Source organism: Bradyrhizobium aeschynomenes (assembly GCF_013178945.1).
Classification (GTDB): domain Bacteria; phylum Pseudomonadota; class Alphaproteobacteria; order Rhizobiales; family Xanthobacteraceae; genus Bradyrhizobium; species Bradyrhizobium aeschynomenes.
In genome coordinates this window covers 419888-441073 of record NZ_JABFDM010000002.1, presented here as the reverse complement: position 1 = coordinate 441073, position 21186 = coordinate 419888, and the positions used below count along the sequence as shown (strand labels likewise).

The following is a 21186-nucleotide window of genomic DNA, read 5'->3' as shown; positions in this document are numbered from 1 at the left end:
GACGGCGCGGGGCGCCGTCATAACGCCGATCCGGGACCCATACTTCGCAGCCGCAGTTATCGGCTAAGCCGGGTGCTCGTAGCCCGGATGAGCGACAGCCGGTGCGCGGGATGCGCAGCGGCGAGAGCGACATCCGGGTTCACACGCGCAGTTCGTGAGACCCCGGATGTCCGTCGTCCTACAACACGCTCTTCGCACCCGGGATCTGTCGCAGCACCCAGGTCGCGCCCCAGCTCAGCAGCACGCTGCCGACGAACGCGATCGTCGCCTTGGCGACGGCCGGCAGATCGAGGTCGAACAGCCAATACTGGATCCACAGCACGATGGGGTAGTGCACCAGGAACATGCCGTAGGCATCGGCCTGCATGCGGTCGAGCACGGAGAATTCCGAGCGGCGGTTGTTGAGGAAGTAGGACAGGATCGCGAACATCATCGCGGCGCTGAAGATCACGAAGAAGAAGCCGTAGGCGGCCTCATACCAGTGCGGCAGCTCCGGCGGGTTGCCCAGCACCTGGCGCTTGATCGTGATCAGCACCCACAGCAGCGCGTAGGGCACGATCGTCACCACGATCCAGGCGCCGAGCCCGCGCTGCGACATCTGTCCTTCCGCTGCCAGCAGGCCGCGCTCGAAATTGGCCGAGCCGATGCCCGCACCGACATAGAAATAGGCAGCGTAAAGCAGGATGCGGCTGGCCTGCACCGAGAACGGCCCGGCTTCGAACCAGTGGGTCGGCCCGAAATACAGCCGGGACGGGATGTACAGCACACCCGTGATCAGCAGGAAGACGAAGAAGAAGTCGCGCGGCTGCTCGAAGGCACGCAGCGACAGCCGGTTGATCGGCTCAAGCAGGCGCGGCGATAGCCGGTACAGCAGGGCTGCCGAAATGTCGAAGGCCAGCAGCACCCAGATGAACCAGATCGGCCCGCTCGGCCACGGACCGACGGTCACGGTCTTCCACCAGAACGTGGAGAAGGTGGTCTCCGGATTGGCGCGCAGCTCGATCGCATAATAGGCCAGCGGAATCACGGTCAGCGCAGCGACGGCGAACGGCAGGCCGAGCCGCAACAGCCGGTCCCGCAGATGCTGCACCATCGATTTGTGGGCAAGGCCGGACCAGACGAACAGCCCCGACAGGAAGAAGAACATGGCCATGAAGAAGCTGTCGGTGGCCAGCACGATGCCGTCGAAGCCGAGGAAGGAGGTCGGATCGGTGTGCCCGAAATAGGTGTAGGGGATCACGGCGTGGTGGAGCAGCACCACCAGCGTCAGGAACGTCCGGGCGTGGTCCAGCGCGGCGTTACGGGCCCGCGCGCGCGGGCGGGCTTGCATCTCGACCTTTGCGGCCGCCGCCGATTGTGTAACCGATATGACCATGTGACCCCCAGCACCGCTGCTGCCGTGCCCGTGCAGATGATGGAACGTCTGCGTCCTCCTCGCTGCGGAGGTGCCGTGCGAACGTCAATACAAGGCTGCGCGAGCAGATTTAAATGAGCTCGTGTGACTTGGACACCGTCATTCGCTGGAGCACTGCCCCCGAGCGAGCGCATGACGGCGCCGGAATACCAGATGTTGTCTTCGGTGCTGCTAATCAGCAAGAGCGTTGGTTCGCAAGCCGCTTCCTCACACGCCTCGCCAATTTTCGCATCCGATGTCCTTACGAACGCACCAGCTACGAAGTTACGGGCAGGGCCGTCCAGAGTTGCGGAAATCTCCAACAGGTAGCCGTCGCCACAGGGAACCGTGTCCCGGCGGCGTCGTTTAGTGAGGCGAACGCGCCAGGGCGGCGCTGGACCGGAGGACCATACCGTGACTCTTCTCAAATGGGCGCTGCTGTTCTTCCTCGTCTCGGTCGTTGCCGGTGTTCTCGGCTTCACCGGAATCTCGGCAGCGTCCGCTGACATTGCGCGGATCCTGTTCTACATCTTCCTGGTGATTTTCCTGGTGCTGCTGATCCTCGGGCTGACGATCTTCAGGGTATAGCCCGCCATGAGGCGATGACCGAAACGATCGCCGCGCAGCCCCGCATGGCGCGCGCCCGGCGGAAGATCAGTCGGCCACTTCCTCGATTCGCACCTTGTCGGGATAGAACGCCAGATGGCCTGCGATCTCGGTCATCGCTGGAAATGGCGTTTCGTAGCTCCAGATCGCGTTGTCCAGCGTCTTGCCGCCGGTCGCGATGCTGAAATAGCTGGCATCGCCCTTGTAGGGACAGTGAGTGACGCGATCGGTCTTCCGCAGGGCCGCCATGTTGGCATCGGCGCGCGGCACGTATTGGACCGCGGGGTAGCTCGCTTCCTTCAACGTCAACGCGCGGGTGGTCTCGGCGATCACGACACCGTCGGCGAGCACCCGCACGCGCTTCGGGTTGGGGGTGATGGTGATCGGATGATCCGGCCCTGGAAGCTTCATGTCGTCTCCCTCGCGTTTGGCACGGGTGCGTCACCCGGTCCGACGTATTCGGTTCGAGCCCGCTATATAGTGGTTCCGGACGTGACCTCGAAACCGGTTCGCGCTAGTTTCCGCCATCACGGTCGCGCGAGAACGCCTTGATTCGTGCCGGTCGACGGGTCACTAAGGGGAGCTGCAGCTGCGGCCGGCAAGCCCTGTCGCGCCCGTCGCCCACCAGAAGGAGATGCACTGGGATGCCCATGGATGCCCACGTTATCGAGCAGATGATCAAGGCCGCCATTCCCGACGCCCAGGTGACGATTCGCGATCTCGCCGGTGACGGCGACCATTACGCCGCGACCGTGATCTCCGAGGCCTTCCGCGGCAAGTCCCGCGTGCAGCAGCACCAGCTCGTCTATCAGTCGCTGCGCGGCCAGATGGGCGACGTTCTGCATGCGCTTGCGCTTCAGACAGGGGTGCCCGACCAGCGCTGATCAAGGCAGCAGACGGCAGCACGCATCCGGGGGAGATGGCGTTGGACAATCCGCGTGGTGCGCTGTTCCGCGTGCTCGAGCCGAATCGGCACAGCCGGGTCACATTCGTCGAGCTGTTCTTCGATCTGGTCTTCGTCTACGCGGTGACGCAGATCTCGCATTATCTGATCAGCCATTTCACGCCGCTGGGGGCCGCGCAGACGGCGGTGCTGTTTCTCGCGGTGTGGTGGGTGTGGGTCTACACGGCCTGGGTGACCAACTGGCTCGATCCCGAGAAGGCGCTCGTGCGAGGCCTGTTGTTTGCCTTGATGCTGGCGGGCCTCGTGCTGTCGATGTCGATCCCGCGCGCGTTCGAGGACCGCGGCCTGTGGTTCGTGATCGCCTACGCCGCGATGCAGGTCGGCAGGACCGCCTTCTGGTTCACGGTCACGCCGCCGCAGCGCGCGCCGGTCCGCCGCAACGCCGCTCGCATTCTGTCCTGGCTCAGCGCCTCGGCCGTGCTCTGGCTGCTCGGCGGACTTGCCGAGGGGCCGGTCCGGATGGCGCTCTGGTGCGCCGCGCTCACGCTCGAATACATCTCGCCTGCCGTGCGCTTCTGGATACCGGGCCTCGGCGCGTCGACCGCGGAAGACTGGATGGTCGAGGGCGGCCACATGGCGGAGCGCTGTGCGCTTTTCATCATCATCGCGCTCGGCGAATCGATCGTCGTCACCGGCGCGACCTTTGCGGAGCTCGATTGGACCGGCGCCAACATCGCAGCCTTTGCCTGTGCCTTCGTTGGAACAGTCGCGATGTGGGCGGTGTATTTCAACCGCGGCGCCGAGGCGGGCTCGGAGATGATCTCGCGCTCCAGCCAGTCCGGGCTCATCGCGCGCTCGGCCTACACTTACCTGCACATGCCGATCGTCGCCGGCATCATCGTGTCGGCGGTGGCCGATGAGATCGTGCTCAAACATCCGCTCGGACACAATGACGTCAAGACGGCCGCGGTGCTGATTGGAGGACCGTTCGTCTTTCTGGTCGGAACGATCCTGTTCAAGCGCGAGGTTCGCGGGTTTCTCCAACTGTCACATGGCGCCGGGCTGCTGGCGCTGGCAGGCCTCGGCTGGTTCGCGACCGAGCTGTCGCCCCTGGTTCTCTCGGCGCTGACGAGCGCGTTGCTGGCGATCGTCGCGGTGTGGGAAACGCTCTCGCTTCGCGCCAAGCCCGAGCCTCACGCTTCGGCGACGAGCGCCTGAACCGAGAACATCTCGCTCGCATCCGTCCAGACCGTCTGGACCTTCCAGCCCGAGCCACGGGCCAGAGCGCCGAAGCGGGCGATGCTGTATTTGTAGCTGTTCTCGGTGTGGATGCTCTCGCCGGCGCGGAGGGTGATCGTGGTGCCGAGCAGGCGCACTGTCTGCGGCTTGCGCGCGATCAGATGCATCTCGATGCGGTGCTGCTCGCGATTGTAGATCGCACGATGGACAAACGCCGACAGGTCGAAATTGCCGCCGAGCTCACGATTGATCCGCAGCAGCAGATTGAGGTTGAAGCGCGCCGTCACGCCGGCCGCGTCGTTATAGGCGGCATGCAGCACGCGCTCGTCCTTCTCGAGGTCGACGCCGACGATCATCAGCGCCCCCACGCCCAGGATCTCACGCGCCGAGCGCAGAAAGCGGCAGGCCTCGTGCGGTTCGAAATTGCCGATCGTCGATCCCGGAAAGAAGCCGACCTTCGGCTGGCCTTCGATGGCCTCCGGCAATTTGAACGCCGTCGTGAAATCGGCGATCACCGGATGGACGGCGAGATCGGGGAAATCGCGGCGCAGGCTGTCGGCCTGTGCCGTCAGGAAGTCGCCGGAGATATCGACCGGCACATAGGCCGCAAAGCGGCAGCTTTCCAGCAGCAGCCGCACCTTCGTGGTGGCGCCGGCGCCGAACTCGACCAGAGCCGCATTGCCCGGAATGATCCTGGCGATGTCGGCGCCGCGATCCCTGAGAATGCCGAGCTCGGTCCTCGTCGGGTAGTACTCCGGCAGCCGTGTGATCTGCTCGAACAGGTCGGACCCGGCGGCGTCATAGAAATATTTCGGCGACAGCTGCTTGGGCTGCTGCGTGAGACCTGCGACCGCGGCCTGCGCGAAGGCCGACGTCTTGTCGTCGGGCAGATGGGCGTCGGACAAAGCGTTGACGTGCACGTTCATGATACTCTCCTGGACGCGCATAGGCGCGACTCTCGGGCCTTGCTGCCGGCGGTTCAGGCGTAGTCGGCGAGCCGGAGGCCCGTGAACTGCCAGCGGTGGTGCGGATAGAAGAAGTTGCGGTAGGTGACGCGGCTGTGGCCCGCCGGCGTTGCGAGCGACGATCCGCGCAGCACCAGCTGATTGACCATGAATTTGCCGTTGTACTCGCCGAGCGCGCCTTCGATGGCGCGATAGCCCGGGTAGGGGCTGTAGGCGCTACGCGTCCATTGCCAAACAATGCCGAAGGCGTCGTTGAGCTGATGGCCGCGCGCGGCGACCTCCCATTCCATCTCGGTCGGCAGGTGCCTGCCGGACCAGCGTGCGAAGGCGTCGGCCTCGTAGTAGCTGACGTGGCAGACTGGTGCGTTCGGATCGACGGGTTTCAATCCGCCGAGCGTCATGATCCGCCACTCGCCCTCGACCTTGTACCAGTGACCTGGCGCCTGCCAGCCTTCGCGGCTGGCCGCGGCAAAGCCGTCCATGAGCCAGAGCGTCGCCGTCGCGTAGCCGCCGTCCGCCATGAAGGCGAGCCAGTCGGCGTTGGTGACGAGATTGCGCGCCAGCTTGACCGGGCCGACGAGGGCCCGATGGACCGGTCGCTCATTGTCGAAATGGTAGCCGTCGCCGGCATGCCCCACCGTGTGGATGCCTTCGGGCAGGCTGACCCACTCCTCGCCTGCGCCCGTCGGGGTCGGAAATGTCCAGGACGGATCGTAGGCGGGGGCGATCGGATTCTGCGCGAACGCATGCAGGATGTCGGTCAGCATCAGCTCTTGATGCTGCTGCTCGTGATTGAGACCGACTTCGACGAGCGGCGCGATGTCGGCCAATGTGGCCGCATCGGCGCTGCCCAGGAAGTCCACCATCGCCGCATCGACATGCCGCCGATAGGCGGCGATGTCGGCCACCCCCGGTCGGGTGATCAGCCCGCGCTCGCCGCGCGTGTGACGCGGGCCCGCGCTGACGTAGTAGGAGTTGAAAAGGAAGGCGTAATCCGCATGAAAATGGGTGTATGCTCGGCAGTGCTGGCCCAGCACGAACTGCTCGAAGAACCACGTGGTATGGGCCCGATGCCATTTCGCCGGACTCGCATCCGGCATCGACTGGATGACCTGGTCCTCCGGACTCAGCAGCGCCGCACGGCGCTCGGTCTCGCCACGGACGGTCAGAAAAGCCTCAATCAAGCTCCCGCTCTGGGGGGCCGAGCGGGAGGTCTGTCGCGCGTCAGTGATGGGAAGCGGGGCCGTGGCGGAGGCTGAACTGGTCACGAGGGTCTCCGTATGCCTGCAGAAAACGACGTTCGGCGGAACAAGTTCCTTTGGACGGTTCGTCCTAGATAGGGGCTTGGTTACGGGATGAAACCCTCGTTCCGGCTATAATATTGCTGCCGTCAGGCTATCGTCCGGGAGGATGGCGGGCTGGGGGCGGATCCTCGGCATTTTACTTTGGCTGAACAACGGTTTGCGCTACATATAGGGTAGTGACCCGTCGGCCGGGACGACCTGCGACCTGGCGCGATCAGAGCGGCACCGAGCCCCAGGCGTTCCTTGAGGCGCCCTAGAGGAAGCGAAGATGAGCATCGAGCAATTCATTGACAACGAAGTGAAGTCGAACGACGTCGTCCTGTTCATGAAAGGGACGCCGCAGTTTCCGCAGTGCGGATTTTCCGGCCAGGTCGTGCAGATCCTCGACCATGTCGGCGTCGGCTATAAGGGCCTCAACGTCCTGGAATCCGCGGAACTGCGCAACGGCATCAAGACGTTCTCGAACTGGCCGACGATCCCCCAGCTCTATGTGAAGGGCGAGTTCGTCGGCGGCTGCGACATCGTCCGCGAGATGTTCCAGAGCGGCGAGCTGCAGCAGCTGTTCACCGACAAGGGCATCCCGGTCGGCACGGCGGCCTCGGCCTGAGCTCCCCTCCGCACCAGCAGACATCACGGCGTTGACGCCATCATCAACGCCGTGAACTGGTCTTTGCTCAGCAGACGGCCGCCGAGCTCGGCGCGCATCGCGAGCGATGTGCACCGGTTGATTTAGAGGCGCTCGTGCCTTGATCCTCATGCGCCGCGCACGATCTCCCTGACATGTCCGACCATCTCCTCGATCATGGCCGCGCTCACATCGAGATGCGTGCAGGCGCGGATGCGGCCGTCCATCATCGCGAGCAGCACGCCGCGCTTGCGGAGTTCACTCACCATCTTGTCGCCGGAGACGCCCGTACCGTCCGGCTTGAAGAACACCAGATTGGTCTCGGGCTCCTGCACCTCCACGCCCTGAATCTGTGACAGCCCGCGGGCCAGGGCGCGCGCATTGGCGTGGTCCTCGGCCAAACGGTCGACGTGATGATCGAGCGCGTAGATGCAGGCCGCAGCGACCACGCCGGCCTGACGCATCGCGCCGCCAAGCCGCTGTTTCCAGCGCCACACCTCGTCGATGAAAGCCGCGCTGCCGGCCAGCACGCCGCCGATCGGCGCGCCCAGACCCTTGGAGAAATCGATCCAGGCCGAATCCCAGCCGGCGGTCATGTCGGCAGCCGAAATGCCGGTGGCGACGGTGGCATTGAGCAGCCGCGCGCCGTCCATATGCGTCGCCATGCCGTTCGCCCTGGCGATCGCAACGATTGCGTCGAGATCGGCCTTCTTCCAGATCGTGCCGCCGCCGATATTGGCGGTCTGCTCGACGCTGACGACGGTCTGCGGCGGCTGGTAGCGGGAGCGCGGATGCAGCGCGGCGCGGAACGTCTCCGGCGTGAACTGGCCGTCGGGGCCCTTCAGCTGCGTCACCTGGAAGCCGCCGAGCGCGGCATGTGCGCCACCCTCGCGCGAGATGATGTGCGCGGTCTCGTGCGCCAGGATCTCGTCGCCGGGGCGACAGTGCACCAGGGTGGCCGCGACGTTGCACATCGTGCCCGACGGCATCAGCACCGCGGCCTCCTTGCCCATGAGCGCGGCGACGCGGGCGGTGAGTTCGTGCACGGTCGGGTCGTCGCCGATCTGCTCGTCGCCGACCTCGGCCCGCGCCATCGCCTCACGCATCGCGGGAGTCGGGCGCGTCTGCGTATCCGACAACAGATTGACGCGCACGGGCGGCGCCTTGGGATCGCGCGGGGGCGGGGTGTAATACATCGGCAGTCCTCGTTCGGCTTTCACGTGAGGACCTTACCCAACTCGCATCGCTCCCGCAAAAAGTGCCTCCTCGTCAGGCCGCGCGCGGCGGATTGAGCCAGATGTCCGGCCGCCGCAACGGCCGGGCTTCGATCGGTTCGACCACCAGCGCCGGCGCCTCGATGCAGTCGAACACCCAGGATTCCATCGGGCTGCGCCGCGAGGGTGAAAGAACCAATGCCGCGCCCGGGCGCTTCCGCTTGATGTTCCAGCCCATGTTCACCGCGGCCCAGCCGACCAGCATGGTTTGCCAATCGTCGGCGGGTTCGGGAGAATTGTCGAAACAATGGAGAAGCTCCAACGCGAACGGATCGTAGCCGAGCTGCGCGTCGGCAAAGGTGAGCCCGGTGCCGACATGGCGGATCACATGGGCTGTCGCATCGGACTGGACGTGCCAGCAGGAGCGTTCGAGGAGATCGAAGACTGTCGAGGGAAAAAGACCGTCGTTGAATCGATAGCGGATTCCCGAGGGGCGAGCGCGTAATGGAGAAGCACTGAGGGGCGGCGACCGCAACGGCGGCAGAGGTGGAGCGCCGACCGCTTCGGCCGGCAACGCACCGAAGATGATATTGCGCCTGTTGAACTCCATGGCGAACGCCCCGCTACTTTACAACTGACAGCAGTGAATCACGGGACGGATTCGCTGTCAGCCCCAGGTGAGGCGATTCGGTGGCAAGTGTGGCATTCGGGAATCGGTTCGCCTGATCCGAAAACACAAAGCGGAAGTCCAAAAAACAAAGGCCCCGGCGCGTGCCAGGGCCTTCGGATTATCAGATGTGGGCGGAGCGGCGCTCCGTCAAGATCAGCGCGAGTAGAACTCGACGATCAGATGCGGCTCCATCTGCACCGCGAACGGCACGTCCGACAGCGCCGGGATGCGGATGAACTTCGCGGTCATCTTGCCGTGGTCGACCTCGATGTAGTCGGGCACGTCACGCTCGGCGAGCTGGCTCGCTTCCAGCACCACGGCGAGCTGCTTCGAGGCTTCCTTGACCTCGATCACGTCGCCCGGCTTGACCTGGTAGCTCGCGATGTTGACCTTGCGGCCGTTCACCTTGATGTGGCCGTGGTTGATGAACTGGCGCGCGGCGAACATCGTCGAGACGAACTTGGCGCGGAACACCACGGTGTCGAGACGGCGCTCGAGAATGCCGATCAGGTTCTCGCCGGTGTCGCCCTTGAGACGGCCGGCCTCGACATAGATGCCGTGGAACTGGCGCTCGGAAATGTTGGCGTAGTAGCCCTTGAGCTTCTGCTTGGCGCGCAGCTGCACGCCGAAGTCGGAGAGCTTGCCCTTGCGGCGCTGGCCGTGCTGGCCGGGGCCGTATTCGCGGCGGTTCACGGGGCTCTTCGGGCGGCCCCAGATGTTCTGGCCCATGCGGCGATCGATCTTGTACTTCGCCTCACTGCGCTTAGTCATCGCGTCCTCTTCAGTCTTTCATTCGGGTTTGAGGAAACGCGCCCTCCTGTGTGTCCGGGAAGCCCGGTCCACCGACAGGCCGATCCCCAAAGCGTGAGGGGACGAGGCCACGGGTCGCGAAACGCAACGCGGGCCGAAAGCGGCCCGCGAGCAGGGCGGTTCTTAAGGGAGAAACCGCTGACTTGTCAAACCTTAACCGCCGATTTTGCCGTGAAATCACCCCTCTGGCCCTCCAACGGCGGTGATTTTCGGCCGTTTCCCCTCGCACGCCCGGTCGACCTGCGCCAATCCCAGTCCGACAGCCGGGGTGGCCTTCAGTTCGGCCGCGATCTCCCCGTTCAGCACCTCCTGCAGCCGTACCGCGGTCCTGGCGATCATTGCCCCGTCGGTCACCCGGTGATCCCAGCGGATCAGAAGGCGCATGGTCTGGTCGGGCAGGGCCACGTCGTAATTGACGATGAAAGGCCCCGGGCTAAGCGCCAGCAGCTGGCCGCCGCCGCAGGCGGCAACGCTGGTCACCGAAAAATTGCCGAACCAGTTCGCCCGCTGCCGCCCGAAGCTGAGCCCCACCCACCAGGCGAAGCGGCGCAGCGGGAGCGGTAACCGGGTCGCCCGCATGATCTTGCGGAACATCGGGACGTCCTCGACCGGCGCCTCTTTGCCCTGCCGGATCACGGCGTCGATCTCCACCAGGGTCATGGTCTCCGGCCCGGACACGCGCTGCGGCAGCACGCAATCCTCGCCATGTTCGACCCGGGCGATGGTCACGGTCGCGACGCTCCGCGGCAGCTCGTAGAAGCAGGGCCACGGCCATTTGACGTAGAGCGTGCGCAGCACCGGCTCGTCGCGGGCGATCAGCGCAAACGCCTTCACGAACAGCGCGGCGAAGCCGGGCGGGCGATCGGCGGCGGCGCGGGCGTCGAGCAACGGACCGAGCTGGAGCGTGCGCTCCAGCGACACGAACGGCACGTCGCGCGAGGCGTGCATCAGATCGATGATCAGACGGCGGTGCAGCGAAATCGGCCTGATCTGTCCGCGCATCCTGAACCCGTCACTCCCGATCGATCATTGGTGGCCTAGCCGGTGGCCCGGCGGCGGCTGCTGTTAGCACCGAGCGCCGGTCCGGCGAAAGCCCCTCTCAAGCGCGATGAGATCAGGATGGATCGTCATCGCGCTTTAGGTTGTTGTTTGCGCATGATCTTTTCGGAAAACCGCTGCGCACTTTTCCGGATCATGCTCTACGGCGCGGGCGAGGCGAGCGGCTTGGTCTTGTCGACCACGTAGACGCCGAGGACCTTCAGGCCCTTGTCGCCGTGAACCTTGGCGTCGTGAACGACCCCGGCCGGGATCTGGAACGAGTCTCCAGGTTTCAGGCGGCGGTCGGGCTGGCCCTCGACGATGAGATCGGCCTCGCCCTCCAAAATGTAGGCGGTCTCCACACCCGGGTGGGTATGCCGCCCCGCGGCGCCGCCCGCCGCCACCTCGGCCATCGCCTGGACGATGGTATAGCCGTCCGGAAAATCGGTCTTGTTCAGCAACGTTCGCTTGATCGCCGGCTGCTGAGCCAGCGCCGCGCCGAGTCCCAGGACGGCCAGCGACAGGCCGAAAATCATCTTCTTCATCATGAGCTTCTCCCCCAATATTGCTTTTCGTTCGGAACGTGAAGCGCCGATATCTGCGGCCTGATCAGCGTTTGATCCCTTCGAAGCTTGCGGCAATGCCGCGCTGGAACAAGGACCAGTCGAAGCCGAGCGCCAGCGCGACGTAGCCGCGCTCGATCATCGCATTGGCCTGTTCGGCCGAGCGCGCCGCGCCGCCGATCGGCACGCCGGATCTGAGGATGCCGGCCTCGGCGCGGGCGATGAGGGATTTCACCTGGGGATCATCGAGTTGCCCGCGCTTGTTGATGGAGGTGGCGAGATCGCCCGGGCCGATCACGGCGATGTCGATGCCGGGCGTCGCCATGATCTCGTCGATGCGCTCGACCGCCTCGACATGCTCGATCGTCACCATGCAGACCATGTCGTCGTCGGCGGTCGCCATGTACTCGGCCATCGACACGTTCCAATGGAACGGTGCGTGGAACGGGCCCCACAGGCGGTCGCCGCGGGGCGGATAGCGCACGCTGCGCACCGCCTTCTCGGCCTCCGCGCGGCTGGAGATCATCGGGAAGTTGATGCCGAGCGCGCCCAAGTCCATCGGCGCCTTGGCCAGATGCGGCTCGTTGGCGGCGATGCGCACCAGGGGCACGCAGGGCGTGCCTGCGGTGGCCGTGATCATCGCGTGCGCGGTCGAGAGATCGATCGGCCCGTGCTCGAGGTCGATGATGATCCAGTCGAGCTGCTGCGCCATGATGCGCACGGTCTGAATGCTCGGGATGGTCGCGATGGCGCCGAAGGTCGGCCGCTTGTCGCGCCAGGCCTGCTTGAGGCGGTTGAGCGGTCTGGGTGTCGCGGACATCGTGGGATCTCCGTCAGGCCGGCACGCGGCCGCCGAAAAAAGGCGTGAGCGCCTGGCTGAGCTGATGCGGCTTGTTCGAGGTGAAGATCATCGTGGCGCCGCCGTGATCGACGCGGCCCGACTGCGGGCCGAGCAGATCGACGACGCGGCGCGCGATCGCCGGCGCCGGATCGATCCATGCGACCGGCCAGGGTGCCAGCCTCTGCAGCCGGTCGAGCAGCAGCGGATAATGCGTGCAGGCGAGCACGACGGTGTCGGTGCGGGCGCTCGCGTCATCTCGATCGCCGGTAAAGCAGGGGCCCACCTCGGCTGAAATGGCTTCGTCGCTGACACCGGTTCCGCTGAGTGCGGCTTCGGCGAGCGATGCCAGATCCGGCGAGCCGACGAGCGTGACCTGACAGCCCTGCGCGAAGTCGCGAATGAGCGCATGGGTGTATTCACGCTGCACGGTGGCCTTGGTGCCGAGCACGGAGACACGCTTGGTCTGCGATTGGGCGCAGGCCGGCTTGATCGCCGGCACGGTGCCGACGAACGGCGTGGCGTAGGCCGCCCGCAGCGGCGCCAGCGTCTGCACCGAGGCGGTGTTGCAGGCGATCACGATCAGGTCGGGCTGGTGTGCCGTGATCAGTTCGCCCATCAGCGGCACCACTCGTGCGATCAGCGCCGGCTCGCTGTGATGGCCGTAGGGAAAGAAGGCGTCATCGGCGACATAGACATAATGCGCATCCGGTCGCGCGCGCACCACCTCGCGCAGCACGGACAGGCCGCCGAGGCCGGAGTCGAACACGAGAATCGTCGGGCGGTGGGTCACGTCGCGAGTGTACCGGATCGGGGAGGGCGGTTCAGTCGGTTTTTCTGCGGGATTTGGCGGGAGTAGGGCGTCTCGGTGTGTTCCGGTGGCGGGAGCGAAGGTTCAAACATGTATCCGTGAGCCGCGCTGGCCGCCACACGATCAGTGTCATCCCGGCGCACGCCGGGATCCATAGCCACCGTCGGATATTGGCGCGACGATTGGCTGCTCCATCGTGCCCCACACCACTGTCGCGGAGTCTGGGTCCCGGGTCGGCGCCGCGCCGCCGCTGCCGCGTCGGCGCGGCTTGCCCGGGACGACGACGGTGGGTGAGGCGCGAGCTGATTTCTCTCGGAAAAACGTAAGCTGTTCGCCACACACGCGGTGTCATCCCGCGCACGCCGGGATCCATAACCACCGGCGGAATTTGTTGCGCAAAGGCTGGCAGCTCCATCGTGCCTCACACGACCGCCGCGGAGTCTGGGTCCCGGGTGGGCGCCGCGCCGCCGCTGTCGCGTCGTCGCTTGCCCTGGACGACGAGGGAGTTCGTAGCCACGGCATCTCATCCTCGCACCCGCTGTCGCGTCCGAGTGTTGCTCGTCTCATCGCCCCCGGAACAATGAGGGCGCGGGGAAGGCCGGGTGCCGGTCGCACCCATGGCCCGCCTGCAACAAAAAAGCAGGCGGCAGTCACCACAGGTACGGGCCGGATCATCCGGCCTTCCCCGCGCGATGGCTCTACGGCTTATACGTGATCTCCCCGGGGACCGGCTTTTGACCCCGTCGCCTAGCGCGCTCGTCCAGACTTTGCGACGCAGACTTGGTCTCAGCACCGGGAGACCAGGACCACACGATTTCGCCGTGCGCATCGGATCGTTCGTCGGCATGATCGCTCACGCTGCAACCCGACACGCCCACCGCATCCCGCACTCCACGCTCGTGACGATCGCGATGCGCCCCTCAAGTGAGGCGGGATGGCGCAACATAGCATTTCCTTCTGAAAAACGGAAGCGAAAAGATTCGGATTTTCGGGCGGTGTAGGCCGCCGAGGAGAGCCGGACGCAAACATGGTCGCGAGGCCCCAGAATGATTAGTGTTGACTAATTCATTAGTGAATACTATTGTTTTTGCATGATCCAGCCCGATACCGTCACGTCCGTCATGCGCGCCTTGGCCGATCCCACCCGGCGCGCCGTGTTCGAGCGCATCGTTCAATCCGACGAGATCACCGTGGTCGAGCTGACCCGCGGCAGCAGCGTCACGCAGGGCGCCATCTCGCAGCATCTGAAAGCCCTGAAGCAGGCCGGCCTGGTCTGCGAGCGCCCGGAGGGGCGCAAGGTCTACTACCGCGCCGAGCCGCGCGGCCTGGAGCCGCTGGCCGACTGGATGAGCCATTACGGCGCGTTCTGGCGCGACCGCTTCGCCGATCTGAGACAACTGCTGAAGGACATCGACCCATGAATCAAACCGTGAAGCCGGACATGCAGGCCATCGTGGTGGAGGAGATCTTCCCGCATGCGCCTGAGGTCATCTGGAAGGTACTGACCAATGGCGAACTGATCGGCCGCTGGCTGATGGCGCCGAAGGGATTTGAAGCTGTGGTAGGCACGCGCTTCACCTTCCAGACCACGCCGGCCGGCGAATGGGACGGCACCATTCATTGCGAGGTGCTGGAGGTCGTGCCGAACGAGCGGCTGTCCTACGCCTGGAACGGCGGCCATGCCGGCAATGTCGGCTACGGCGCGCCGCTGGAGACCGTGGTCACCTTCAGCCTTGCAAGAGCGGACCAGGGCACGCGCCTGCGCCTCGTCCATTCCGGCTTCGTGCTGCCGGCCAACGAGACCGCGTATCGCAAGATGGGCGAGGGCTGGAAGACGGTGGTCAAGAAGCTCGATCAGCTCGTCACCGACGAGATATCGCGGCAGCGGCCGCATTGAAGCAACGGAGAACTCACATGACAAACGTCTATGCGGGCGGCTGCGCCTGCGGCGCGGTGCGCTATGTGATTACGGGCGAGCCGGCGGTGATGCTGGACTGCCAGTGCCGGCAATGCCAGCGCGACAGCGGCACCGGTCATCAGTCGCACCTCACCTTCGTCGCGGCGGAGGTGAAGGTCGACGGCGAAGTGTCGCACTGGGAGACGACAGGCGACGGCGGCACCGTGAAGCGGCGCGCCTTCTGTCCGACCTGCGGCTCGTCGATGCACCTGACGTTTCCGGCGATGCCTGATGTGTTCATCGTGACACCGGCGAGCCTGGACGATCCCAGCCGCTACCGGCCGCAACTGGTGTCCTGGACCGCGGCTGGATACGCCTGGGATCATCTCGATCCGGCGCTGCCGAGGTTCGACAAGATGCCGCCGCGGTGAGGTGATGGCTGCCGTGATAGGTCTCGATTGTCACGAGAGTCCTGTCGCGTGCGGTGGTCTATGTGTCGGGCCAGATTGTTTCCACGTCGTCATGCCCGGGCTTGTCCCGGGCATCCACGTCCGTCGGAGTGCACCGGACGACGTGGATGGCCGGGACAGGCCCGGCCATGACGGAGTAACAAATTCGCCGTGGTTGTTGTGGACGCATTCTACGAATGCAATTGTCGTGTCAGTTGGCGTCCTCCCACTGAAATTCAAAGTGCCACAGACCCAAAACGCTCGCGTAGGCGTTTAGCCTCCGGGACCGGAGTCGGTGTCTTGGAGATCCGCATGGCGTCAGAGCCTGCACAATCGACCGTCTATTTCGACGGCTCCTGCCCGCTGTGCCGGGCGGAGATCGGTTACTACGGCCGCACGGATCAGGCGGGTGCACTGTGCTTCGTCGACGTCTCGAAGACGGACGCCGAAGCTCCGGAGGGACTGACCCGGCAGCAGGCAATGGCAAGGTTCCACGTGCGCGCCGCTGACGGGCGCCTGCTGTCAGGCGCCGCGGCGTTTGTCGAGGTCTGGCGCCGCCTGCCGCGCTGGCGCTGGGCGGCGCGGGTGGCGTCGCTGCCGGGCGCGCTGACCGTGCTGGAGCTGGGCTACCGGCTGTTTCTCCCCATTCGACCGTTTCTCTCCCGCGGCCTCGGACGGCTCGCGCCGCGCGAGGCGGCCGCAAGACCACAGCGGCCCGGAACATGAGGCGCGGCGGGGCGTCGACCCTGTGAGCCCTTCGACAACGAATGCCGGTGCTGGGATGTCGCGATTTGTGAACTGGTTCTTCCGCAATCGCGTCACCGGCGAGATCACGATCGCGCAGATGCCGAACCCGGCGTTGTGGGTCGTGCTGGCGGCCGCCGTGCTGAGCTGGGTCTGGCATCCTCCGGGGCGGACAGGCGCCAATCTCGACAGTCTGGTCAAGGCCGGTCTCGTCATCTGGGCGGTCGACGAGATGGCGCGCGGCGTGAACCCGTGGCGCCGCTGTCTCGGCGCGGCCGTGCTGATCTATGAGGTCGCAACCCTGGTTTGAGGTGTGGCGGAACCTGCGGCCAGCACTTGAATACAGTCTAGCGGCATCCATATCCCATCCATAGGCCATCCCATTGGATGGTCATCATGGATCCGCCGATGCCCGACAACGTCCACCAGCTCCGCGCCAAAGGCCCCGACAGCGAAAAGATCACGGTCAATCTCGGCTTTGTCGATCTCGGCCAGATCGACCTGATGGTGCAGGAGGGGTTCTATTCCAACCGCGCCGATTTCATCCGCACCGCGATCCGCAACCAGCTCGACCGGCACGCTGACGTGGTCAAGCAGTCGACCGTGCGCCACAGCCTGGACCTCGGCCTGCGGAGTTACAGCCGCGCCGATCTCGAAGCGGCGCAGCGCGCCCGGCAGATGCTGCAGATCAACGTGCTGGGGCTCGCCACCATCGCCTCGGATGTCACGCCCGAACTTGCCCGGGCCACCATCGCCTCGGTCTCCGTGCTGGGTGCCCTCCACGCCACCGCCGCGGTCAAGGCCGCTCTCGCCGACAGAATGAGGTAGCAAGATGTTGAACCAGGAGATCATGCGCGAAGCGACGCGCCTGACGCGGGCCGGCCAGCTGGTCGAGGCCACGGCGCTGCTACAACGCATGTTGCGCGGCGACAGCGCGCCGGCTGAGGCCTCCGCCGGTCCAGCGCAGTCCGCGCCCGCGCGGCTGTCGCCGCCGACCATCGAGGGCAAAGCGACGCGCATCCGCGAGCGGCCGTCCGCGGCGTCCGCCGCGACGCAGGCGAGGCCTTCCCATCCGAAAACCACTCGAGCCAAGGCTGCTCCAGCGAAGACTGCTCAAGCGGGGCGTGTTCAGGCGAACTTCGTCGATGGCAAGCCCGCCTGGGCAGGTCAGCGATCCTCTCGGCGTGACGCTCTCGGCGAATGGCCGGGGTTCGGCTTGCGCGGTCCGCACCTGCGCGCGCCGTCGCCGAAGGACACCACCCCGGACGCGGCCAGCTTCGTGCGCGGCAGCTACAGCAATGCCGCGGGACGCCGCGACTACAAGCTGCTGATCCCGAGCCGTGCCGAAGGAGGCCTGCGTCCGCTCGTCGTCATGCTGCATGGCTGCACGCAATCGCCGGACGATTTCGCGGCGGGCACGCGGATGAACTTCCTCGCCGAGGAGCAAAGCTGCTTCGTGGTCTATCCCGAGCAGCCGAGCGGCGCCAATCAGTCGAAATGCTGGAACTGGTTTCGCAGCGGCGACCAGCAGCGCGACGGTGGCGAGCCGTCGCTGATCGCGGGCATCACGCGCCAGGTGATGCGCGATCATGCGATCGATCCCGGGCGGGTCTATGTCGCCGGCCTGTCGGCCGGAGGCGCCGCCGCCGCCATCATGGCGGCGACCCATCCCGATCTCTACGCCGCGGCAGGCGTCCATTCCGGGCTGGCCTGCGGGGCCGCGCGCGATCTCCCCTCGGCGATGATGGCCATGCGGCAGGGGACAGGCGCGAGCCATCGTGATGATCGCAAATCGGCCGTGCCGATCATCGTCTTCCATGGCGATCGCGACACAACCGTGCATCCCGCCAATGGCGACCGCATCGTTGCGCAGTCAGCTGCCGCCACGGACGGGACGCAATCGGTGGCGCGCGGGCAGGTGCCCGGCGGCCATGGCTATACGCGGACGATTCTGACCGGGGCCGATGGGCGGGTGACGGCGGAGCACTGGACCATTCACGGCGCTGCTCACGCCTGGTCGGGCGGCAGTCCGGCCGGGTCCTACACCGATCCGAAGGGCCCGGATGCGACGCGCGAGATGTTGCGGTTCTTCCTCGCGCAGATGCGCGCGGTCTAGGGCGGCGCGTCCGGCGGCGAGATGGTGGGCACGGCGCCATGGCGAGCCTCGCGGGATGCGAGGACACGGCTGCGCGTTTGCCCACCCGACGGGCTAGATCTCCACGCATGAGATTTCATGGATCGTGTCCGCCCTGAGGAAGGACGAGGAAGCGAGGCACGGCCGCGCCGCGCCGCCGCGCTTCAGTCCTCGTCGTGCTCGGCCTCGTCGAGTTCCTCGCTCGCGTGGTCGATCACGTCGATCGCCTGCTGAACCTCGATGAGACTCTTCACCGCAGTTTCCGTTTCGCCCTGCTTGTAGCCGGCCGCAACGGCCTTGGCCAAATTCAGGCGCAGTTCGACCAGCACGTTGCGCGCGGTCAGGTAAACGTCGAGGTCGTTGTCGGCCATGGTGCTCCCCGTCAAGGCTGTTCGTGCGACTGCTATCCGTGCCGTATGGCAGGCATATGTCGGATGGGTGTGCCGCGGCATGACGGCTGTCGTGTTTCGCGCTATGGGGCAGGGCGGCCTGCGCCGCGAGATGGCGGGCCCGGCGCCATGACGAGCCAATCGCGACGAGATGGCACGGCTGCGCCTTGGCCGACCCTGCAGGCTAACGCAGATCCTCCCGCTTCGGCCATGCGGGAGCCTCCCAGATCGTGGCCCAGCCATCGTCTTGCCGGCAGCCATCCTTCCGGACGTCGATGCGAACCAGCGACGGGCCTGAATCATATTGGCTGAGACGATAAATGTAGCGGCTGGCCGGATCGCCGCACAAATCCGAACGGATTTCAACTTCGAACACGTTCTTCTCGCTGTTCCAGCCGATCACGCCCGGCTCCGGGGCTGTAATAAAGCCGCGATCCAGCGCAGCAATCGCGAACAGCTGAAGCTGCGGCCGCCTGAGATCCGCGAGATCGAACATCTGTGTGCGCCCGACCATGGCGAAGCATGGGACAATCGCGAACCTTCGCCGTTGGATGGCAAGGAAGCGGACCGGCCGCGATTTGAGTTCGCTCTTGTAGCGGCAGCCGGTCTGCTCGATGGCTCTCACGAGCTGCTTCGGCAAGAGGTCCGGGTCGTGAATTTCGAACTCGGTTTGCCCCTTGAAATTGATGCCGTCGAAATCGCGGTTCTCGAGCTTCACGATGTGCGAGGCCTCGTCATCGCCGTGGGCAGGCGCAACCGCCGCCGCGGTGATCAGGCAGAGCGCGGTGATCATAAACCGCGCGACGAGTAAGCGGCGCATGATCGCAATGCCGGTCGAGCTCATCACCGTTGCGACGCCAACTCCCGCAGCCGCGCATGCCGCGCCAGCGCGTGGGTGATCAGCTCGTCCATCAGCGCGGGCTGCGGCAGGCCGGTTGCCTCCCACATCTTCGGGTACATGCTGATGTTGGTGAAGCCGGGCAGGGTGTTCACCTCGTTGACGTAGACCTCATCGCCGCGGACGAAGAAATCCACACGCGCGAGGCTCTCGCAGCAGAGCACGCCGAACGTCTCGATCGCCATCTTGCGGATGCGCGCGGCGAGCGCCGGCTCGACCTGCGCCGGGACGTGCAGCGAGGCGCCGTTGGCGTCGGTGTATTTCGCCTCGTAGGAGTAGAAGCCGTGGCTGCCCGCGGGCACGATCTCGCCGAGCTCGGAGGCCTTGACCTCGCCATCGGGCCGTTCCAGCACGGCGCATTCGATCTCGCGCACCGGTGCGATGCAGCGCTCGATCAGGATCTTGCGGTCGAAGCGCAGCGCGAGCTTGCAGGCGGCATCGAATTCGTCGGCGTTGCGCGCCTTGGAGATGCCGACGGAGGAGCCGAGATTGGCCGGCTTGACGAACAGCTCGGACGCGCCCACCGCGCGGGCGGCGTCGTCGTAGCTCACCGGCACGGCCGCCGTCATGGTGACGAACGGCACGATCGGCAGCCCGGCATCGCGCAGCAGCCGCTTGGCGGCGTCCTTGTCCATCGCAACAGCCGAGCCGAGCACGCGCCCGCCGACATAGGCGACATCGGCGAGTTCGAGCGCGCCCTGAACGGTGCCGTCCTCGCCATTCGGGCCATGCAGCACCGGAAAGATCACGTCGAAGGCGAGTTCGCGCGGCGCGGCGCCGCCGGTGTCGATGACCAGCGCGCGGCCCTGGCCGGCAGGCAGCAGCACGATGTCAGGGCCGTCCGCCGGCACGGCCAATGCGGCCGAGGTGGCGTCATTGGCCGCGTCGGCGAGCACCCAGCGGCCGCCGGGCGTGATGCCGATCAGGGTGACAGCGTAGCGGCCCGCATCGAGCGAGCGGAAGATGTTGGCGGCCGATGCCCGGGAGACGTCATGCTCGGCCGAGCGCCCTCCGAACAGGATCGCCACGCGCGTTTTCGTCTCTGTCATCGTCATCAGGTCCTGGCCTTGCGGTACGCGACCGTAGCGCGCCGGGCCCGCGCGTGGCAATTCCAACCGCGCCTCACGCGAAAGCCGTCAGCGCCGGGGCGCTGGATCGTCCGAGCACGTCGAAGTGGTCCCGCCGGCATGCATGCAGCTGCGATAGAGCGGCGGCGCGATGAAGCGGCCGGACCAGATGCCGCGGCTGCCGCGGCGCGCGGCGAGCTGGTCGGGCGCATAGGCGCCATGGGAATATTGCGGCTCTTCGATCGCGAGCCCGCGCGACACCAGGAACTGGCCGAGATCGGCGCCCCCGGCCGCGCAGCGCGCGACGATGCGGCCGTAGCGATCGGCGTCGACAGGTGCGCAGCGCGCGGTCTTGCCGCGCGTGAACGCATCCAGCGTGTTGGCGGCCAGCGCGCCACAGCGATAGAATTTGCGGTCGCGCCCGCGACACAGCTGCGCGCTTTCGGGCGCATCGACGCCCCACAGCCGGATGCGCTCGCCGCGGATGTCCAGCGTATCGCCATCGACGATGCTGACGCGGCCGATCAGGTCGCGCGCGGTGGCGGGAGGCGCCGTCGCGAGCAACAGCGCGACGCAGGCGAGGCGGGGGAGACAAGATTGCAAGATGGCATCCGCGGAAAAGAGATTG

The 21186-nt window shown here is 65.9% G+C and carries 26 protein-coding genes; 11 read left to right on the top strand and 15 right to left on the bottom strand.

Translation table 11 applies throughout. From position 1 onward, the window contains the following. Positions 1-178 precede the first annotated feature (178 nt). Positions 179-1375 (bottom strand): acyltransferase family protein, encoded by a 1197-nt coding sequence (locus HL666_RS06710; RefSeq protein WP_172113743.1) that lies wholly within the window; start codon positions 1373-1375, stop codon positions 179-181. 432 nt (positions 1376-1807) lie between these two features. Between HL666_RS06710 and HL666_RS06705 the strand changes: the two genes are divergently transcribed. Further along, complete coding sequence (locus HL666_RS06705) at positions 1808-1981, top strand: DUF1328 domain-containing protein (RefSeq protein WP_172113744.1); 174 nt, start codon at positions 1808-1810, stop codon at positions 1979-1981. A gap of 66 nt (positions 1982-2047) precedes the next feature. On the opposite strand, the gene HL666_RS06700 is transcribed toward HL666_RS06705, so the two are convergent. Further along, positions 2048-2410 (bottom strand): DUF427 domain-containing protein, encoded by a 363-nt coding sequence (locus HL666_RS06700; RefSeq protein ID WP_172131009.1) that lies wholly within the window; start codon positions 2408-2410, stop codon positions 2048-2050. A 233-nt stretch (positions 2411-2643) separates the two neighbouring features. On the opposite strand from HL666_RS06700, the gene HL666_RS06695 reads away from it, so the two are divergent. Together HL666_RS06695 and HL666_RS06690 are read left to right on the top strand one after the other, a co-directional pair. Then, positions 2644-2883, top strand: a complete 240-nt coding sequence (locus tag HL666_RS06695) for a BolA/IbaG family iron-sulfur metabolism protein (RefSeq protein ID WP_006609193.1) — start codon at positions 2644-2646, stop codon at positions 2881-2883. 35 nt (positions 2884-2918) lie between these two features. Beyond that, a complete protein-coding gene (locus HL666_RS06690) occupies positions 2919-4121 on the top strand; it encodes a low temperature requirement protein A (RefSeq protein WP_172113746.1) in 1203 nt (400 codons plus the stop codon). Here HL666_RS06690 and egtD read toward each other — a convergent pair. Continuing rightward, positions 4097-5068: an L-histidine N(alpha)-methyltransferase gene (egtD, locus tag HL666_RS06685; protein WP_172131008.1), complete on the bottom strand. Its 972-nt coding sequence runs from the start codon at positions 5066-5068 to the stop codon at positions 4097-4099. The two genes, HL666_RS06690 and egtD, sit on opposite strands and share 25 nt — an antisense overlap. 53 nt (positions 5069-5121) lie before the next feature. Continuing rightward, the gene (egtB, locus tag HL666_RS06680) at positions 5122-6375 is read right to left on the bottom strand and encodes an ergothioneine biosynthesis protein EgtB (protein WP_172180528.1); all 1254 of its coding nucleotides are present in this window, start codon (positions 6373-6375) and stop codon (positions 5122-5124) included. Between the two features lie 304 nt (positions 6376-6679). Here egtB and grxD point away from each other — a divergent pair, with 304 nt between their 5' ends. After that, entirely contained in the window at positions 6680-7018 is a 339-nt protein-coding gene (grxD, locus tag HL666_RS06675; RefSeq protein WP_006609190.1) for a Grx4 family monothiol glutaredoxin, read from the top strand. A gap of 146 nt (positions 7019-7164) precedes the next feature. Here the strand turns inward: grxD and HL666_RS06670 are convergent, their stop codons facing one another. The 7 genes from HL666_RS06670 to murI form a co-directional block, all read right to left on the bottom strand. Further along, on the bottom strand, positions 7165-8232 hold the full coding sequence (locus tag HL666_RS06670; protein ID WP_172180526.1) for a threonine aldolase family protein: 1068 nt from the start codon (positions 8230-8232) through the stop codon (positions 7165-7167). 73 nt (positions 8233-8305) lie between these two features. Next, positions 8306-8860: a hypothetical protein gene (locus HL666_RS06665; RefSeq protein WP_172113750.1), complete on the bottom strand. Its 555-nt coding sequence runs from the start codon at positions 8858-8860 to the stop codon at positions 8306-8308. Between the two features lie 213 nt (positions 8861-9073). Further along, the gene (rpsD, locus tag HL666_RS06660; protein WP_172113751.1) at positions 9074-9691 is read right to left on the bottom strand and encodes a 30S ribosomal protein S4; all 618 of its coding nucleotides are present in this window, start codon (positions 9689-9691) and stop codon (positions 9074-9076) included. 216 nt (positions 9692-9907) lie between these two features. Continuing rightward, complete coding sequence (locus tag HL666_RS06655; RefSeq protein ID WP_172180525.1) at positions 9908-10732, bottom strand: acyltransferase; 825 nt, start codon at positions 10730-10732, stop codon at positions 9908-9910. A gap of 197 nt (positions 10733-10929) precedes the next feature. Then, a complete protein-coding gene (locus HL666_RS06650) occupies positions 10930-11316 on the bottom strand; it encodes a cupin domain-containing protein (protein ID WP_172113753.1) in 387 nt (128 codons plus the stop codon). A gap of 61 nt (positions 11317-11377) precedes the next feature. Next, positions 11378-12151 carry an HpcH/HpaI aldolase family protein gene (locus HL666_RS06645; RefSeq protein WP_172180523.1) on the bottom strand — a complete coding sequence of 258 codons (774 nt, stop codon included), beginning with the start codon at positions 12149-12151 and terminating at the stop codon, positions 11378-11380. A gap of 13 nt (positions 12152-12164) precedes the next feature. Beyond that, positions 12165-12962 (bottom strand): glutamate racemase, encoded by a 798-nt coding sequence (gene murI / locus HL666_RS06640; RefSeq protein ID WP_172180521.1) that lies wholly within the window; start codon positions 12960-12962, stop codon positions 12165-12167. A 1109-nt stretch (positions 12963-14071) separates the two neighbouring features. On the opposite strand from murI, the gene HL666_RS06635 reads away from it, so the two are divergent. The 7 genes from HL666_RS06635 (at position 14072) to HL666_RS06605 (ending at position 18186) form a co-directional block, all read left to right on the top strand. Further along, positions 14072-14401 (top strand): ArsR/SmtB family transcription factor, encoded by a 330-nt coding sequence (locus HL666_RS06635; protein ID WP_172113756.1) that lies wholly within the window; start codon positions 14072-14074, stop codon positions 14399-14401. Further along, on the top strand, positions 14398-14877 hold the full coding sequence (locus HL666_RS06630; protein ID WP_172180519.1) for an SRPBCC family protein: 480 nt from the start codon (positions 14398-14400) through the stop codon (positions 14875-14877). Before HL666_RS06635 ends, HL666_RS06630 begins: the two co-directional genes overlap by 4 nt. Before the next feature lie 17 nt (positions 14878-14894). Next, positions 14895-15308, top strand: coding sequence for a GFA family protein (locus HL666_RS06625; protein ID WP_172180517.1), 414 nt, complete (start codon positions 14895-14897; stop codon positions 15306-15308). 330 nt (positions 15309-15638) lie between these two features. Then, positions 15639-16052, top strand: coding sequence for a thiol-disulfide oxidoreductase DCC family protein (locus tag HL666_RS06620; RefSeq protein WP_172180515.1), 414 nt, complete (start codon positions 15639-15641; stop codon positions 16050-16052). Positions 16053-16107: 55 nt separating this feature from the next. Then, the gene (locus HL666_RS06615; RefSeq protein ID WP_172180513.1) at positions 16108-16380 is read left to right on the top strand and encodes a hypothetical protein; all 273 of its coding nucleotides are present in this window, start codon (positions 16108-16110) and stop codon (positions 16378-16380) included. Between the two features lie 98 nt (positions 16381-16478). After that, on the top strand, positions 16479-16898 hold the full coding sequence (locus tag HL666_RS06610) for a ribbon-helix-helix domain-containing protein (RefSeq protein ID WP_172180511.1): 420 nt from the start codon (positions 16479-16481) through the stop codon (positions 16896-16898). Positions 16899-16902: 4 nt separating this feature from the next. Beyond that, on the top strand, positions 16903-18186 hold the full coding sequence (locus HL666_RS06605) for an extracellular catalytic domain type 1 short-chain-length polyhydroxyalkanoate depolymerase (protein WP_172180509.1): 1284 nt from the start codon (positions 16903-16905) through the stop codon (positions 18184-18186). A gap of 182 nt (positions 18187-18368) precedes the next feature. On the opposite strand, the gene HL666_RS06600 is transcribed toward HL666_RS06605, so the two are convergent. The 4 genes from HL666_RS06600 to HL666_RS06585 all read right to left on the bottom strand — a co-directional run bounded on the left by HL666_RS06600 (position 18369) and on the right by HL666_RS06585 (position 21164). Next, positions 18369-18575, bottom strand: a complete 207-nt coding sequence (locus HL666_RS06600) for a hypothetical protein (protein WP_172180507.1) — start codon at positions 18573-18575, stop codon at positions 18369-18371. A gap of 202 nt (positions 18576-18777) precedes the next feature. Further along, positions 18778-19413 carry a hypothetical protein gene (locus tag HL666_RS06595; RefSeq protein ID WP_172180957.1) on the bottom strand — a complete coding sequence of 212 codons (636 nt, stop codon included), beginning with the start codon at positions 19411-19413 and terminating at the stop codon, positions 18778-18780. A gap of 23 nt (positions 19414-19436) precedes the next feature. Continuing rightward, positions 19437-20540 carry a D-alanine--D-alanine ligase family protein gene (locus HL666_RS06590; RefSeq protein WP_172113765.1) on the bottom strand — a complete coding sequence of 368 codons (1104 nt, stop codon included), beginning with the start codon at positions 20538-20540 and terminating at the stop codon, positions 19437-19439. An 87-nt stretch (positions 20541-20627) separates the two neighbouring features. Beyond that, positions 20628-21164 (bottom strand): thermonuclease family protein, encoded by a 537-nt coding sequence (locus HL666_RS06585; protein ID WP_172131110.1) that lies wholly within the window; start codon positions 21162-21164, stop codon positions 20628-20630. Between the last annotated feature and the right edge of the window lie 22 nt (positions 21165-21186).